A 16,797-nucleotide genomic window follows, 5' to 3' on the forward strand; every position below is an offset into this window, starting at 1 on the left:
CGGCCATTATGAGGATAATTCTTTGTTTTTACAATAATTTCTTCGATTTATTCTCAAAAAAGCAGCAAACTTACCGATTAAATGACCTATTTTTTGTCTTTTTTAATTATTTTGTGCTCTCTTTTTAGGACAGATGTCCTAAAAAGAGATATACTGATTTGTTGTGTGTATTCTAGCTAGTTTTTAAGAAAAGGTAGTATTTTTATGACATTTAGCATTGGTCAACGATGGATAAGTAATACCGAATCGCAATTGGGTTTGGGAATTATTACAGATTTAAGTAGTAGGCAAGTGAGCATTAGCTTCCCTGCGGCGGGTGAAGAACGCATTTATTCAACAGATAATGCACCATTGAGTCGCATTATTTTTAAAGAAGGCGAAGAAGTTGTTACCAGTAAACAGCAAAAAATACGATTGACCCGTATCGAGGAGCGTCAGGGGCTCTTTTTCTATAGCGGTATCGATGAATCAGGGGACGAGATTCACATTAGTGAAGTATTGTTAAATTGCTTTATTAGCTTGAATACACCGCAACAAAGACTCTTTAGTGGTTTGTTAGATAAGCAAAGTTCCTTTCGTTTAAGAATAGATACCCTAAACCACGCCAGTAGATTGCAGCAATCTAAAGTTCGTGGATTATTGGGCTCGCGTACCAGCCATTTGCCGCATCAGGTTTATATTGCCAGTGACGTGGCACAACGACATGCACCACGCGTTTTACTCGCTGATGAAGTGGGATTGGGTAAAACCATTGAAGCCGGCATGATCTTGCACTACCAGTTGGTTACTGGACGTGCTAATCGGGTATTGATTGTGGTCCCGCAATCATTAATTCATCAATGGCTTGTGGAAATGATTCGCCGTTTTAATTTGCATTTTTCAATCATAGATGCAAGCCGTTATAAGGAGTCGCATGATCCTTATGGCGAGGATGATTATGACTATGATGACGAATTGGATGAAGAAGACTTAAAGCCAAATACTGCTAATCCTTTTGAAACCGAAACCCTGGTTTTGTGCAGCCTTGATTTTCTAATGGAGCACGATGAAGCTCGTGAGCAAGCAATTGCGAGTGGTTGGGATTTGTTAGTTATTGATGAAGCACATCACTTGCATTGGTCTGAAATGGATGTGAGTCCTGAATACGAATGTGTTGAAGCCTTATCAGCTCAAAGTAAGGGGCTCTTGTTATTAACCGCAACTCCCGAGCAAGCAGGGATTGCGAGTCATTTTGCTCGTTTACGTTTGCTTGATCCTTCTCGATTTTATGATCTTTCTGAATTCAAGAAAGAAGAAGAGGGATATCAACAAATTAATCAGCTGGTTCAAGAATTATTAGCTCATGATGCCAATACTTCATTAAGCCAATTGCCACAGCAGTTAATGCAACAATTGGATGCATACTTGGGAGCAATGAAAGGGGAAAATATTCAGGAGGCTATTAAAAACCTATTGGATCGTCACGGCACTGGGCGGGTACTGTTTCGTAATACCCGTGCTGCAATTCAAGGCTTCCCCCAGCGCCATGTACATGCTTATCCTTTGGAGCGTCCAGAACTTTATTCTTCCCTTGCTGGTCAATCTGGTATTACCAATTTATCGCCAGAGAGCTTCCTGAATAAAGAGCTTTGGCTAGGACGTGATCCTCGCGTTAGCTGGCTTGCTAATAAAATCAATGAGCTTTTCCCGAAAAAGGTATTAGTGATTTGTGCTAAAGCGAAAACCGCAATTGCTTTGGAACAGCACTTCAAAATAAGCGCAGGCATTCGCAGCACCGCTTTTCATGAGGGCTTATCAATTATTGAGCGTGATCGAGCTGCAGCCTATTTTGGTGAAGAAGAAGAGGGCGCCCAGGTAATGATTTGCTCGGAAATTGGTAGTGAAGGACGAAACTTTCAATTCGCTCATCATTTGGTTCTATTCGATTTACCAATAAACCCCGATCTATTAGAACAACGTATTGGTCGTTTGGACCGCATAGGTCAGCAGCACGACATTGAAATTCATGTCCCATACCTCCTGAATACAGCCCAGGAAAAACTGTTCCGTTGGTATCATGAAGGAATTAATTTGTTTGCCAAGAGCTGTTCTGTTGGTTTTTCGCTTTATGAAGAGTTTTCTGAACGTTTATTGCCTGTTTTAGATCAGGCCATGAACTCTACCGATGATGCATTGCTTGACCAGCTCATTGCCGATACACAAGTGCGTACGGAACAAATCAATCAAGCCTTGCATGCAGGACGTGACCGTTTATTGGAGCTGAACTCCTGTAATGTTCCCCACGCTCAAGCGTTGATTGCTGACATTGAAGCTGAAGAGAATTGCTTGGCGTTGGAAAACTACATGGCGCAAGTGTTTCATGAATACGGTATTGATCATGAATATCATTCCGAGGGCACCGAAGTTTTGCACCCGACGGATCATATGAAAATCAGTCATTTCCCAGGCTTAAAGGAAGAAGGGGTAACGGTTACTTATGCTCGGCCTAAGGCATTACAACGTGAGGATATGGAATTCTTGAGTTGGGAACATCCTATGGTCAGTGAAAGCATGGAGATGATTCTGGATTCGGAAATGGGGAATGCTACTCTAGCGACTATTTCTGTGAAAAGTATTGCCCCAGGTACCGTATTTTTAGAGTCTTTCTATACGGTAAATTGTGCTTCACCTAAAAGTTTGCAATTGGACCGCTTCTTACCCTTAACGCCCATTAGAATATTTATGGATGTTTCCGGTAAAAACCTGTCGAAAGTATTGGATCACACCCAATTGAATCAAATGTGCCAATCGGTTAAACGTCATTTAGGCTATCCAATCATTACGCAAATACACGAAGTGGTGGAAAGTATTTTGGCAAAGACGAAACTGGTGGCTGAAGGACAATTAACTGAGGTTGTTGAGCAGGCAAAAGTACAGATGCGAAAAAGTGTTCGCTATGAAGTAGAGCGGCTTGAAGCCCTACAGGCGATTAATCCGGCAATTCGCCAGGATGAAATAGACTTTTTCAAACAGCAGCTTAACGACAGTGAACATTATATTGACAGTACGACTTTGCAGTTGCAAGCGCTTCGAGTCGTTATTAATAAGTAGCAGAGTTAGCACATTATTTTCGTGTCTTCGTTACTTTCTATCTACCTATCCCACGGGTAAGCCGTGGGATAGGTTAGGTGTAAATGATACAACACTGTATTGTGAATGCTGTATTGATTTATTTGGGACCATTTGTTTATTTGTACCTTGGTATATACTTATTTATTTTGTGGCGATGAACTTGTATATTCATGGGGGATTGCCGTTTAACTAAAAACGTGATGGTAATTTCCTAAAGTGAGGAAGGCAAAATGAATCTGACAGAATGGTGGTTAGCATTGGCCACAGATCTTGATGGATTAGCGTCCAAAGTTAGTGATTCTCAGACCGAATCATGGATTGCTGCACGGGCTATGATTGCCGAAGGAGCTCAGATTGAAGCTAATTTGCTTTGGGGATTGCACTATGCGGCCAAGATTAATGCTGCTGCAGAAAAATTAGGAGCCCCCTTTTATAATGAGGTGGCCGGGAAAAGGATGCATTTACCCAGCATTGGTTCTCCTGAATCGTTACTGTTTGCGCTCATTTATTATCACCATTTACTGCGTTATCAATCAATTACTCAAGGTAGTTCGTTAGTTTTAGCCCAGATTCTTAAAGAACAACCTAGTGTTCAATATGCTGCAAATGAACTCAAAAAGCGTATTGACGAATATTGTCTGGCTCCTGAACACATTGTCGCAATTCAGGCAATGTGGCCTGAAATAACCTTACTGCAGGGAGCAGACATACTAGAACAAATAGAGCGATGGCTTGCTACAGAACCTGTTGTAGACAAATTACTGAAACAACTTGAACAGACCACGGGAAAAATAGTGGAGCAGTTTGATGTTGAGCATGAAGACATCAACATGTTGTTTACCAAAATAGGCAATTTATTAGAAGGGAAGGTGGCTACATTAAGAGAGATTACTGCTTATAAAAAACTCATCGAATTATTAGATGAAGATACTCTATTGCCTAATGATTTAACCGAGCCTAATAGTTTAAAAAATAATTATCCTGATTTTGCTGAGTACTGGTTAGCTTTGAATGAATATATTCCTCCGATCAGTAAGAAAAAAGTATTGGGTATTACTGGGGTACGTACCGTGATTAGTGTGGCACGTTTTGCGGTGGGAATGCTAAGCTCGCTTACGCAGACGGTTGTGGGGCATTTTACTCCGCACTATGTAAATGAACTGGCTGCCAGTGCGGCAAATGCTGTAGGTAATTTAACTTCGGCCATAACGCCGACGTCCATTTTTGAGCAGCGCAAACAGCGATTAATTCAGTATGCAGAGGAAATCATTGCTACTTCAGTCGCTTCATTAAATCCACAACAAGATATCCAAATCGCTGCCAATGATTTTAAACGATTGAGTGCAAACGAGGTTAATGGGTTGGTTGATAAGCTATCTTTAGTACAGCACTTACTTGTTTTAAAACAATGCTTGGCCATTTATCAAATAGAGCATACAACAGGTTTTGCCAAGTTTTCATTATCGATCATCTTAAAACCCATAACTGCATTATTAAGCCATTCATTTTTACGCCCCTTGATGTTTGACACGATCTTATTGGTTTTGGAAGCCGAACAACTCGAGCAACAGGTTAATGAGCTTATTGAGACGGCCAAATCGGGTGACGAGCCTGACACTAAAGCCTTGAAGACCCTATTGATTAATACGTTGAAGGAATCGGAAATGAGGGTCAATCATGTTCCGCAAAACAGTAAATTTATTTTTTTTAAACAGGAAAGTGAAAAGGCGTTAAAAAACTTTACTGAAGTGGTCAAGCACACGCTAGATAATTCGCTGTAGCTTCAAGCTAAGGAAAAACGTCCTAGGCTGAATTGCCGCGGTCAAGCCGGGGAATTAGGGGGTAGTTTTTAAGACGGAATTTCCTTAGGGAAAGTGCGGATGTTTAATCCTCAATAGGGCTGGAGGCGATAACCTCTAAGCCCCCCGCACTATTACGCATTATTTTTAACCATTCGCTATTTTTTATTGGTTGGTTGGTTTCGTAGTGACGAAATAGACGTATCCAATCCGAAGTTGGTTCAAATCCATAAGTCAATCCTAATTGAAATGCCTGGAAAAATAGCCCATGCCCTACCACCACAACAAAACCTTGTTGCTGTATTATTTGCGAGTGAAACTGGCGTACGCGCTCTAAAAAGTTGGCAAATGACTCGGCATCGTCGCCATCACAGTAGTAAGGCTCAGCTTTTTGCCAATAATCTGCTATTCGTGTTTTTCGCTCAGCCAGGCTTAAAGGAAACATTTTTGTTGGGGAAAGATAGATTAATTCTTGAATTGGCCATATGTTTAGTGGAACTGTGGGCCAAATTTTGCTGATATAGTCTGCACTTTCTCGTGCTCTAATAAAGGGGGAGCAAATAATTAAATCCGGTGTTTCAGTAATGCTTACTGCGGCTGCTTGTGCCTGTTCTTGTCCCAAAGGGGTTAGACGTGCATCAGCCGGATTGGTACTCCATGTTCCGGCATTAATACTGCTTTCGCCATGTCGGACTAACCATAAATTTAACGAAGATAATGAACTAGAGTGATAAGTTTTCATATGCATGCTCCAACGCGATTACTTTTTTTCGAGTATTTGTGGGGAAGAAACAGACATGATCGTTAATCCATTTAGACAGACCATTATAATGTCGGTTAATAAATGCATTGTTTTCTGGAGCCTTTAATTGTATCCGCATTTTTTGCGTAAAGGCATCTAGACTCTTGCTACGTTCCTCGGGCACTTGTGCTAGAAATTCAATAGTCGACTCATATAAGGAAACTGTAAACTTATAGAGCTTTTGTGCTTTGTCCGCGCGATCAGGATCTGCTTCTTTTTGCTCGCCCTGCAGTTTGTCAATTTCTTCTAGCATATTGATGGCCTTTAATTCTAAATCTTTTAACGCATCATAAATCGGGTTATATTTTTGCTGGTGCGGGTCTTTTTTCCTGCCATCCGAGATATGAGCTACCTCGGTATATAATTGATTACTCAATTGTCCCAATCTATTTTTCATCTGGATAAGCGTTGGGGGTATTGGTTCTGGCGTTGGGAGTGGCTGCTCAGGGAGCGAACTCATTTCATCACCGTCAGGAGTTGGTGGTTCTTGATGAGGTGTTTGTCGATACATTTTCGCAAAAAATTCACCATCCGCAAGCAATTCCTCAGTTGATTCCTCCTGTGTCTTCGGGTATTTATTTTTATAGTGGCGGACTTTATCCGCAAGAATGAGTAGTCTGGCGGCTACATTTTTTAATGCTTTATCCATCTGGTTTTGTAATTCAATTTTATAAGCAATACGCATCACATTTTCATTGGCTACATCAATGTCTACCAGTCTTGTTTGCATCGTATGCAGAGCTTGCTGGGCGAGGGTATAAAGCTCATTAAAGGATGCGAATGTTCGCTCAAAATTCTGTTTACTGTTAAAAAAGTTTAAACCCAGTTCCTGAATCTGGGAGGATAAGGCAGTACAAAGGCCTTGTAAGGAGATAAGCCCATGAATTAAATGGCCAAATTGAGCAATGAATTCTGCAGCAGCAAGTAAGTCTTCATCACTGTCCACGACAATAAACTCTTCTTTGGTTTTTGATTTGTGCAGTTTACTGTTGACAAAGCAAGGTGCATGGACGAAGACTTTATGGATTAGGTTTAATGCATCATGGAGCCTTTTCTTATCTTCATTATACTGTTCTTTTTGTTCTTTATAGTGTGGGTTGTTCAGTTTCTCAGGTTCAGGGTGAATTGCTACATCACGAGCCCAATTAATAAAGGAAAACAGTTCATCGGGTTGCATAAATGACTTACCATGGAGAATACTTGTTGGGTCTTGTGCCTCTAAGAAATAGTTAGATAATCCCATGATCCAATCATGAAAGATGGAGTTGGGTAAGTCAATTTCATGTTTGCTTTTAAAAATTATCCCCCATTTTTCAATATCCACATATTTTTTGCGGAGTATGTCTTGTTCCAATTCTTTATGAGTTACGGTTTCAATGAGTGAATCATATTTTTCAGGCACAATAATTCGTACCATCAAGCGTATTAGCTGGTTATTGGTATCCAGACAAGCCTTGCGCACTTCTTCTACCATATCTTTTAAGGACATGGATTCTTTGTGTTTTTCTAATTCTTGTACGGCGAATTTTAATGGGGTATATACATCCATTAAGCGATTGAAGTGGGTGTCATTCTCTGTGTTCTTCATGGAAGCATAATTATTAATGAAACTGATCAGCGCGTTAAGATAGCTTATATCATATTCATAACCCGCAAAGCTCAGGCATCTATTTTGCAAAATATTCATTAGATAGGACAAGACACCCGCGGTAATGTCATCGTTGCTGGACAAGTCATGGTAATATGCTTTGAGTTTCAAAATAGCATCGAGAACATGCTGTTCATAAAGTGCAAGCGGTGTGGGGGCTTCTGGAGGAACTGTGCCAAGGTCATCGAGCTCATCAGCATTATAATGTAGCGACTCGATGGTTTTATGGTCTGTTTTAAATTGAAAAATTTGGGGTAGTGCCGTAATTTGAGCGCCGGTAGAGGTACTCAGGCTAGATAGATATTTCTTATGCAATTTATTGATGGCATCTATTTGAGCTTTATGTTTTTTTTCTTCATAGGCGAGCCAATCTCGGTGTATAATTTCAACAATCTTTTTTCCCGCAAAATAACCACCAACACCAGCTGCAGCGGCTAAAACCAACAGTCCTTCGGTAATTTGTACGCCAGGTTGATTGAGAGCCAAAGCACTGATGCTACCTAATACGTCTGTCATTATCTGCTCTCCTTAATCGCCGGCAATGAGTCAATCAAACAATAGCGTTGTTTCTAAATGGATGCAATATAAGGAATTGATTTCAAAGGGCCCTCAAAGACTTAATTTGAGTCTGTTTGTGTTTTATGGTATCATCCGCGTCGGATTAACTAAGGAGTTTTAAATGACCTATGCGAAGCAAGAACCCCAACAAACAAAACCTTATACTAAAGAAGAACTTAAAAACCTAAGAGATGAGATGGTCGCTCTAAAGCAGGGGATACGATTACCGCAGCTCATGGTTCATGGTGTTTTCGCGGCAGAAGATATTAAGCTAAAGAGACTTTCTGTGGAGAAGCAAACTGAGGTTTCTGCTTTTATCGAAAAGCTAAAGACTAATTTGATTGCACATGGTGCTGACACCAGCAACATTGCATTTAAAGCTGATAATTTATCAGAATTATGCTCTTTATTTAAAGAGGTAGAGAACTTAGCCAAGAATAATAGAGAAGATAAGGTAAATCCTGAAGCAAAATCTTCTATTTTTAGTTGTTTCGGCCACTGCTAGGCAAAACACTTATAAAAAGACGAGGCCAATTAAGGCCTGTCCTCCCATCTGGTGCTAATCAAGGAGAGCGGTGATTTGTTCATCGCGTATCCTTGATTAGACTTGCATTATTTCAAATTTATGAGCCATAATCTTTAGCACCTATAGTAGCAAGAGGCTACTGATGAATTCTAAATCTGCTCAGAAAGTTATTGATAATTTATTGTTTTTTGCAGGAGTTAAACTCAATGGCAAGGAGCCCTGGGATCTGCAAATTCATAATGAAGAATTTTATATTCGAATCCTCAACGAGGGGGTCTTAGGGCTTGGTGAATCCTACATGGATGGATGGTGGGATTGCCGTCAATTGGATCAGTTTTTTGATCGCATTATTAGTGCTGATATTGAAAATAAAGTGAAATTGAATCGGTGGTTATGGCCTAAGCTGTTATTATTAAAACTGTTCAATTATCAATCGAAAAAACGAGCGCTTATTGTTGGCCAACATCATTATGATTTGGGGAATGATTTGTTCCAAGCCATGCTCGATAACCGCATGAACTATACCTGCGGCTATTGGCATAATGCCTCGAGTTTGGATATAGCGCAGTGCAATAAATTGGAATTAAGTTGCCAGAAATTAAAGCTTAAATCGGGTATGCGGATTTTGGACATTGGCTGTGGCTTTGGTTCTTTTGCTAAATATGCAGCAGAAAATTATGGAGTCTCTGTTGTTGGCATCACCATTTCTAAAGAACAACGGGAGTATGCACAAAAAAATTGTGCTGGCCTTCCAGTTGAAATTCGTTTTCAGGATTATCGGGACCTAAACGAGCGATTTGACCGAATTGTTTCCTTAGGTATGTTTGAGCATGTAGGCTATTTGAATTATCGCACTTACATGCAAAAGGTCGCTGATTGTTTAGAAGATGACGGTTTATTTTTATTGCATACCATTGGCAATAATATAACTACCACTTTTTGTGATCCCTGGATCAATAAATATATTTTTCCTAATGGCATGTTGCCTTCCATGCGCCAAATTAGCAAAGCAGTTGAAGGCTTATTTGTGATGGAAAATTGGGCTAATTTCGGTGCCTATTATGATAAAACTTTAATGGCTTGGCACGATAATTTTGAACAGCATTGGCCTTCTTTACAACCGCAATATGATGAGCGTTTTTACCGTATGTGGCGTTATTATTTGTTATCTTGCGCAGGGGCCTTTCGTGCACGCTCCATGCAATTATGGCAAGTTGTTTTATCCAAACATGGGGTACGTGGTGGTTATGAAGCGCCATTATTTGATGGGGTTGAGAGTCCTAAAAATTTGTGAGAAATGGTCTGTACCTGATTGCTTGCAACCAGGTACCATTTTTATGGTGTTATATTCTTTTGGCTTTCCAACGAATACAGAAGGTCTGTTAAGTTATTGAGTACGATATAATAAGGCAGGTCTCCCTTACAAAATTTATCTACAAGACTCATAAAGGACTCTTTGATGGTGCCTTGTTCCTCGAAAGAAGAGGTATCAGGGCGTAGAGAAAAAAATCGATTCAGAACCTTGGAGTTGGGTTGTGCGATAATTTCGAAGTTTAGGCTTTGTATTAAAGGTAAAACAAACTTTGCGAAATCAACAGGAGCATGGAGAGTTAAATTAGTGATGATTTGGCTACAAACCAAGTTGTTCCCCTCAAATCTACTTAAGAGTTCACCAATTTTTTGAATAATATGTTTTAGCAGGTCGGGATTAAATTTATCATCTGGAATGGTTAAGAATTTGGCAAATAGGGGAGCTATATTGACAGCTTCTACTGATAAATAGTGTTGTTCCTTGCGTAGCGATGCTAGGGTGACGTTCATATTATTGGGGTCGGGATCTAAATTCAGCATGGCTTTAAATAATATTTGATAGGACAAGGGTAGCGCTGCGAATGAGGCTGAGGCAAAAAGGCACGCCTCTAACTCCTCTTGATAGATGTGTTGTAGTTCCTCTGGTGTTTTGGGGACAGGTGGTTTGGGGGTAGAGTGGGCGTGATCTAGTGTAACACTAGTTAATGCTCCAGTTTGTATATGGGTATCAGCCACATAATAACCTACGCCAGGAGGTGAGGCCTGAGCCGAACTAGCCGCTGGTGCCGATTCGCAATAACGCCGCGTTAAAACTCGATCAATAAATGTGGTAACCATGGGTTGGTCCCATAATTCCAATAAAGTTAAGGCTAAAGACCATAAATCTCCCCGCTGATTTCTCTTTAAGTGTTCACTATCTGAAGCATTTTCTGCAAGTGGGCGGTAGGGAGCTAAATAGCGCAGGTCTTTTAGGGGGGAGGCACATTTTAGTTTATGCTGCGCATCCATATAGCTCACAGCTCCTAGATCTGAAAAATAAACCGCTCCTGTGCTGGTAAATAAAATGTTAGCCGGTTTTATGTCATTAATCGCCACCTCTTTTGCATGAATTTCTTCTAATTCCTGCGGCAATTTGACTCCGAAGTAATAAAATAATAGCTTTTTTTCGGAATCATTAAAAAAACTCATTTTATTGATTATGTGGTTGCCATTTCCTAGATCGGCAAGAGGTAAAAACTGATAAAGTTGAATTCCCGTAGGCGTTTTGAGTATGGCCACATCTTCAGTTATGAGAATGGAATTATGAAGGTTTTGAGTTTTTAATAGGGCATGGGCCTCTAGTTCAGTCATGGTATCGAATAATACTTTGCCCCGGGGTAATGATTTATTTGGTATGTTTTGGATTAGTTCTTCTTTGCTTAATATTGTTCGCACAGCCCAAAATCGTCCTTCTTCATCGTTCGCTAAGCGCACAGAAGAAAAGGTACCTTGGCCTAGCGGAAGAACTTGAGCCATGCCTTTGTCCATAATAGGACCTAAAATTCTTTTTGCTAATAAAGGATGTGCATTGTGTAACGCAATTTGTTCTTGAGGGGATAAGGTGGAGCGTAAATAGAATTTTTTTTGTTCCCCGGTATTACGCATCATTGTAATGGATGAGTCTTGAAGGGAATATTGAGATGAGCAAGAAAATATTGGTGGTAGAGAGGGGCTTTCTTGGTCTTCTAGACGCTCTATATCATCAGACTCTGGAGGGGCTGATGAACTCCTTTTTAATGATTTGGGCTCTAATAAATGAGGAGATGAGGGGGGATCTAGAAGGAAAGAAGTAGAGGTTCGTCTCTGTACAGTAGGACTAATATGAATCAATGGAATAGTCTCTGGCTCTGTAGGTACATGTTGCTCCTGTTGCGCATAATGTTTTTTTACCCCCGGCATTTTCTTACATCCTCAATCCTCTAGCAAAGATAACCCTGTGTTTTTTTTGCATTAGTACATCTGATTATAATGAGCTTGTATAAATAGTGAAGTATTCGCGTAAATTATTTCTAAATGGTGGTTTTTTGTCAGAGGATGGCTATGAGGGATTGTATATCGTGTTGGGTGCGCGTTTACTCCCCGTGATGAGCAGAGTTTTATGTCGCGATTTTTCACCCCGCTTTAAAAGTACTTGCCGGATAGGGACCTCAAAAAGGTGCGCAATAAATTTTATTAGAGCCTCATTTGCTCGGCCTTCTAGTGGTGGGGCTTGCAAGCGAATTTTCAATGCCTCTCCATGAAGGCCTACAATGTCGCTATGTTTGGCCCCTGGTTGGACGTACACATTAATGGTGATCAAGTTTTCTTCTTGTTGGTACCACATATCTTAGCCTATACCCATTTTACACGGTAGGAGTAATCGCTCCACTCTAGTTCAGCTACGCTGTTTTGTGATATCGACGTTACTCCTGCTGGAGTTCCTGTATATATAATATCACCTGCTTTTAAGGGAAAAAACTGGCTAATATAAACTAATAAATCCTCGGGAGACATCATCATTTCGGTTCCCTTAGCACATTGCCGCAGCGAGCCATCAATGCTCAACTGAAAAGTTGTTTCCCTATAATTAGTAAATTGTGGATAGGGAATCCAGGGACCAATGATCGCCGCATCTTTAAATACTTTTGAGGTAGTCCAGGGGTGGCCGTGTTTTTTTAACACAGATTGGCGGGTCCTTAAGGTCATATCCAAGCCAAGAGTCAGGGCGGAAATGGCTTTTTTGGCCTCTTCAGTATTCATGCGGTATCCATCATTGGCTAGGCGCAATACTATTTCACACTCTGGCTGCACCGCATTATCTTCATTAGGGAAATCAAGCACTAACTGCTCCCCCCAATGTGTGGCTTGTTGCAAAACACTAGCTGGCTTTAAGAATAAAACGGGTTTATCGGGCATGACTTCACCAAGTTCCTTGGCATGCTCAAGGTAATTTTTCCCTACACAAATTATCTTATCAATAGACATATTTTATACCTTTGATTAATCAAATTGGACTTTCGGTCCAGTTAATAGATATTAACAATTTTTTCACCAACTTACTTTAAGATGCATTAAGAAAAAGATGCTTCACATCTACATAAAGATTGAAAATGGAGCGGTTGTTCGTTGCGGTTCCCTAGACCTAATCAAGTTTTTCCTAAGCCATCCTATTTTATGAGACAATTAAGTCTTATTAACTGAAGGGAATATGCGAATCATGTCTGCTTTTGATCTTAAGCTCTACACTAATAAAACATTTTCTAATCTCAGTATAGAGGAGACTGAACTTGAGCATATTGAGTTTCAAAATTGCCAATTCAAAAAATGTAAATTTTCTGGGGTTATTTTTATAAAAGTAAAGTTTACTGACTGCAATTTTGATTCCTGTGATCTTTCTCTGTCAAAATTTCCAGGCTGTAAATTTTCAGAAGTTACATTTAACGATTCGAAGCTTGTGGGAATCAATTGGACCGAGTTAAGCTGGCCATTAGTGAAGCTTGCAAGCCCTTTGTATTTTTACACCAGCAACATTAGCCACTCCAGTTTTTATGACTTAGAGCTTGCGGATTTAATTATAGAGGAGTGCAAAGCTCATGATGTTGATTTTAGGGAGGCGAATTTAAATCACGCAAGTTTCGTGAATACAGACTTACAGAATAGTTTATTTATGCATACCAGTTTAAAGCGTGCTAATTTTACAGATGCGATAAATTACAATATTGATATTCAAAACAATACCTTAACCGATGCTCGCTTTTCCTTCCCAGATGTAATCGGATTGCTCAATCATTTAAATATTAAAATTACTGGCTGGCCAGAGGAGTTTGAATCATAAATATGGCTGAATCCAAGGCTACGCTTGTCTCTGTCTGAGATATATAATAAAGGGCTCAACACTCCAGGAGATGTAACGAATGAAGTCACAGATGAATGTTTTGGTAACGAAAATCTCTGAGGTAGCCGACATAAAAATTTGTCATGCCATCCGGCACCAGGTTTTTGTCGAAGGGCAAAATGTACCGCTTCACGAAGAGGTTGATGGACTTGATGCAACGAGTGAGCATTATCTTTTATTTCTCAATCAACAACCTGCCGGCACTGCCCGAGTACGTTATATTGATGATGTTGTTAAAATTGAGCGCGTAGCTATTTTAGATGCCTATCAAGGCCAGGGTTTCGGGCATGTGTTGATGAACTTTATAATTGAAACCATTCGGAAGAATCCGCAAGTTAAAAAAGCAAAGTTAGGCGCTCAATCCTATGCGATTGCATTTTATGAAAAATTAGGCTTTGAAATCTGTAGTGATGAATATATGGATGCGGGTATACCTCATAAAGATATGCAACTTAGTTTTAAAATTTAAAATAAACCCCATGGTCAAGCCACGGGGATTCGAGAGGAGAGGGCGTGTGCCACCAAATCAGATTCCTGTGCGTTTTACCTTTTGCACGAATCAACAGCTTGATTATAATACTCCGAGCCTTTTACCATTAAACCCGCAGCTACAGTAGTGGTAATCGCCCGGGGAACCGCTGCTTTAAAGAAAAATCCTATACGAGCCAAGTTGCTGGCCTTAAGATCTTGATTAAAGATATCTTTGGCATGCTCAAGGTAACTTTTGTTGCTCCCAGGTGTTGTTAACCCTTCCTGTTTGCGATAGCGCAATTGATTCAAGGGTGAGCTAAACAAGCCATAGGCCCCAGCAATCATCAACATTGCCAAGGGTTCGGCGTATTGTTTTTCCATGCCCTGTTTTTGTAATGATGAGGACACCATGGGAATTGCGGTCATATAAACAGTTGACCAAAGCCCCTCTCTCATCATCACGCTCATTGCGCCGCGAAAAAAAGCACTGTAGCCATGATGGGTACGCATTTGGTGGGCGGTCTCTTTTAAGGATGAGCTATGGGCTAATTGTTTATTTTGAGCTAAAGCTTCAAACGGGGTACATACAAGCCCAGATAGACTACCTGCAGCAAATGAGCTAACTAACTCATACCATTGGGAGATTTCGCCGGGTTTTTTATTCAACAAGGCTTTAAAAGCAAAGGTGGTGGCATACCCAGGGACTGCCGATAAAGCATACGCCCCAGAACCGGAAAAATAATTTCCTCGGGGCATTTTTTCACCTTTATATACATGGTTTGTCCACTTTAATAAAGGGGTCAACAGCGCCATTACCCCCGCTCCTAAAACAGGTCCTTTTACCCAGGGAGATTCAGCAATCTTTGTCACGAAGGGGGTATTTTGTTCGGTTTTTTCTTTCATGATCCTATCCTCAAAAATTAAAACGAGTAAGTTGTTCATCTGACAGGGAGCTACGCCTGGAAGGGCGCAGATGAAATACCTACCAGGCGAACGGCTCGCAGAAGAGAATCACAAAAAAAATTGATAATAAAAGACCAATTACCTGAGAAGGTAAAACAGCGATGTTATGATGGGACGCCGAGTTGGTCATTTAAAATCTTTAACGTATTTCTAGTGGTCTTTCAGACTATCATTTAGACATTTCTGTTGCAAGAGCAAAATGGGTCTATTTGAATTTTTTGAGTCCTTGTGGGCTTATTTGGTGCCCTCTAATTTGTGTCTACGTTTCACGGACCAGTCGCGGCATGCAAGCTGAAGTTAGAGCCTTAAAAATTATCATTTAATCTTTTTAAAAGCTGTTTTATAGTGTGTTTTTCATCTTCTTTAAACCCACTTAAAGCAAATTGATTTAGCTCTTCCGCGCATTGCTCAATAATTTGTTGGCAATTTCGCCCCTTTTCGGTCAATCTAATTTCAATTGCTCGCCTATCTGTCGTGCTTGCAGTTCTTTTAATCAGTCCATCACGTTCCATGCGATCAAGTGTTCTCACCGCTGTAGGTTGTTCAATGCCGATTTGTTTATACAGTTCCGATTGAGTTAAACCATCTTGTTGATAGAGCGCCATTAAAAAATAAGTATAGGCATCAGTAAGGCCATAGGGTTTTAACAGTTCGTTGGCTCTTTTAATTAATAGGCGGCTAGCTTTTTTTATTAGCGTTGATGGATGCATTTTTTTTCTCACAATTGAATAGCTTGCTATATATTAGCAAGCTATGTAAAATTAATCTAGTTATTTACTAAAGAAGAGGCGTGTAATGATTAAGCAACCAATTTTTCAGGTAGACGCGTTTACCTCCACCCTATATATGGGAAATCCGGCCGCTGTTTGTCCATTAGAGTCTTGGTTAGATGACAATCTAATGCAGCTTATTGCCAGAGAAAACAACCTGTCTGAAACCGCATTTATTGTTCCTTATGATGGGCATTATCAAATACGCTGGTTTACTCCCAATACAGAAGTTGATTTATGTGGCCATGCTACATTGGCTAGTGCTTTTGTTTTATTTGAGTTGCTAGGATATCAAGGGCAAGAAATCCGTTTTAAAAGCAAAAGTGGTCTCTTAACAGTAAGAAAAGATGGAAATCTATTGCAGATGGATTTTCCGGCCTTGCCTTTCGCGAAGATAGAGCCTAGTGTGGAACTCCTAGAAGCGATAAAAATAGTTCCTGATGAAATATATCAAAGCACATTTGATATTTTATGTATTTTTAATAATGCAGAGCTTGTTAAACAAGCAAAGCCTGATTTAAATGCTTTGGCAAATATGGCCTGTCGAGGCATTATTTTCTCCGCTCCCACAATTGACGCTGATGTGTATTCACGTTGTTTTTATCCTGGTTGTGATGTTCCTGAAGACCCGGTGACTGGCTCGGCTCATTGTGTTATTACTCCCTATTGGTGTGCACGTCTTAATAAGAAAAAGATTCATGCTTACCAAGGCGGGAACCGCCAGGGGGAGCTGTGGTGTGAGTTAAATCAGGATAGAGTTATTTTAGCGGGATACAGTCAATTGTATTTACAGGGAGAGATTTGGATTCCTTCCGGTTCAAAGTAGTTTATTTATAGGGTTTACATTATTAACCAACGACCTTGATTATGCATACGGGCATTATCAAGGTCATTCTGATGGTCCAAATGCTGTCACTGCAATAAG

14 protein-coding genes are annotated in these 16,797 nt (G+C 40.2%); 7 read left to right on the forward strand and 7 right to left on the reverse strand.

All coding sequences use genetic code 11. The annotated features are described in order from the left end of the window. Positions 1 to 204: 204 nt before the first annotated feature. Both rapA and E1P08_RS07200 read left to right on the forward strand, forming a co-directional pair. The gene (gene rapA, locus E1P08_RS07195; protein ID WP_133136355.1) at positions 205 to 3,090 is read left to right on the forward strand and encodes an RNA polymerase-associated protein RapA; all 2,886 of its coding nucleotides are present in this window, start codon (positions 205 to 207) and stop codon (positions 3,088 to 3,090) included. 251 nt (positions 3,091 to 3,341) lie between these two features. Then, positions 3,342 to 4,892 carry a hypothetical protein gene (locus E1P08_RS07200; protein ID WP_133136356.1) on the forward strand — a complete coding sequence of 517 codons (1,551 nt, stop codon included), beginning with the start codon at positions 3,342 to 3,344 and terminating at the stop codon, positions 4,890 to 4,892. Between the two features lie 103 nt (positions 4,893 to 4,995). Here E1P08_RS07200 and E1P08_RS07205 read toward each other — a convergent pair whose 3' ends face one another. Together E1P08_RS07205 and E1P08_RS07210 are read right to left on the reverse strand one after the other, a co-directional pair. Further along, complete coding sequence (locus tag E1P08_RS07205) at positions 4,996 to 5,652, reverse strand: histidine phosphatase family protein (RefSeq protein ID WP_133136357.1); 657 nt, start codon at positions 5,650 to 5,652, stop codon at positions 4,996 to 4,998. After that, a complete protein-coding gene (locus E1P08_RS07210) occupies positions 5,633 to 7,876 on the reverse strand; it encodes a hypothetical protein (RefSeq protein ID WP_133136358.1) in 2,244 nt (747 codons plus the stop codon). The genes E1P08_RS07205 and E1P08_RS07210 overlap by 20 nt, the downstream gene beginning before the upstream one ends. 163 nt (positions 7,877 to 8,039) lie before the next feature. Between E1P08_RS07210 and E1P08_RS07215 the strand changes: the two genes are divergently transcribed. Further along, positions 8,040 to 8,423: a hypothetical protein gene (locus E1P08_RS07215; RefSeq protein WP_133136359.1), complete on the forward strand. Its 384-nt coding sequence runs from the start codon at positions 8,040 to 8,042 to the stop codon at positions 8,421 to 8,423. A 163-nt stretch (positions 8,424 to 8,586) separates the two neighbouring features. Then, positions 8,587 to 9,738, forward strand: coding sequence for a cyclopropane fatty acyl phospholipid synthase (gene cfa, locus E1P08_RS07220; RefSeq protein WP_133136360.1), 1,152 nt, complete (start codon positions 8,587 to 8,589; stop codon positions 9,736 to 9,738). Between the two features lie 41 nt (positions 9,739 to 9,779). Here the strand turns inward: cfa and E1P08_RS07225 are convergent, their stop codons facing one another. The 3 genes from E1P08_RS07225 to E1P08_RS07235 form a co-directional block, all read right to left on the reverse strand. After that, on the reverse strand, positions 9,780 to 11,693 hold the full coding sequence (locus E1P08_RS07225) for a protein kinase domain-containing protein (RefSeq protein WP_133136361.1): 1,914 nt from the start codon (positions 11,691 to 11,693) through the stop codon (positions 9,780 to 9,782). A 139-nt stretch (positions 11,694 to 11,832) separates the two neighbouring features. Then, entirely contained in the window at positions 11,833 to 12,117 is a 285-nt protein-coding gene (locus E1P08_RS07230; RefSeq protein WP_133136362.1) for a DUF167 domain-containing protein, read from the reverse strand. A gap of 8 nt (positions 12,118 to 12,125) precedes the next feature. After that, the gene (locus E1P08_RS07235) at positions 12,126 to 12,758 is read right to left on the reverse strand and encodes a fumarylacetoacetate hydrolase family protein (protein WP_133136363.1); all 633 of its coding nucleotides are present in this window, start codon (positions 12,756 to 12,758) and stop codon (positions 12,126 to 12,128) included. A gap of 232 nt (positions 12,759 to 12,990) precedes the next feature. Here E1P08_RS07235 and E1P08_RS07240 point away from each other — a divergent pair, with 232 nt between their 5' ends. Together E1P08_RS07240 and E1P08_RS07245 are read left to right on the forward strand one after the other, a co-directional pair. Then, a complete protein-coding gene (locus E1P08_RS07240) occupies positions 12,991 to 13,608 on the forward strand; it encodes a pentapeptide repeat-containing protein (protein ID WP_133136364.1) in 618 nt (205 codons plus the stop codon). 79 nt (positions 13,609 to 13,687) lie between these two features. Continuing rightward, positions 13,688 to 14,137 (forward strand): GNAT family N-acetyltransferase, encoded by a 450-nt coding sequence (locus tag E1P08_RS07245; protein ID WP_242602402.1) that lies wholly within the window; start codon positions 13,688 to 13,690, stop codon positions 14,135 to 14,137. A gap of 74 nt (positions 14,138 to 14,211) precedes the next feature. Here the strand turns inward: E1P08_RS07245 and E1P08_RS07250 are convergent, their stop codons facing one another. Together E1P08_RS07250 and E1P08_RS07255 are read right to left on the reverse strand one after the other, a co-directional pair. After that, complete coding sequence (locus tag E1P08_RS07250; protein ID WP_165485120.1) at positions 14,212 to 15,042, reverse strand: MC/SLC25 family protein; 831 nt, start codon at positions 15,040 to 15,042, stop codon at positions 14,212 to 14,214. Positions 15,043 to 15,407: 365 nt separating this feature from the next. Continuing rightward, positions 15,408 to 15,812 (reverse strand): MarR family winged helix-turn-helix transcriptional regulator, encoded by a 405-nt coding sequence (locus E1P08_RS07255; protein ID WP_133136366.1) that lies wholly within the window; start codon positions 15,810 to 15,812, stop codon positions 15,408 to 15,410. A gap of 85 nt (positions 15,813 to 15,897) precedes the next feature. Between E1P08_RS07255 and E1P08_RS07260 the strand changes: the two genes are divergently transcribed. Further along, positions 15,898 to 16,698 carry a PhzF family phenazine biosynthesis protein gene (locus E1P08_RS07260; protein ID WP_133136367.1) on the forward strand — a complete coding sequence of 267 codons (801 nt, stop codon included), beginning with the start codon at positions 15,898 to 15,900 and terminating at the stop codon, positions 16,696 to 16,698. The last annotated feature ends 99 nt before the right edge of the window (positions 16,699 to 16,797 follow it).

This window comes from Legionella rowbothamii, from assembly GCF_900639985.1.
Taxonomy (GTDB): domain Bacteria; phylum Pseudomonadota; class Gammaproteobacteria; order Legionellales; family Legionellaceae; genus Legionella; species Legionella rowbothamii.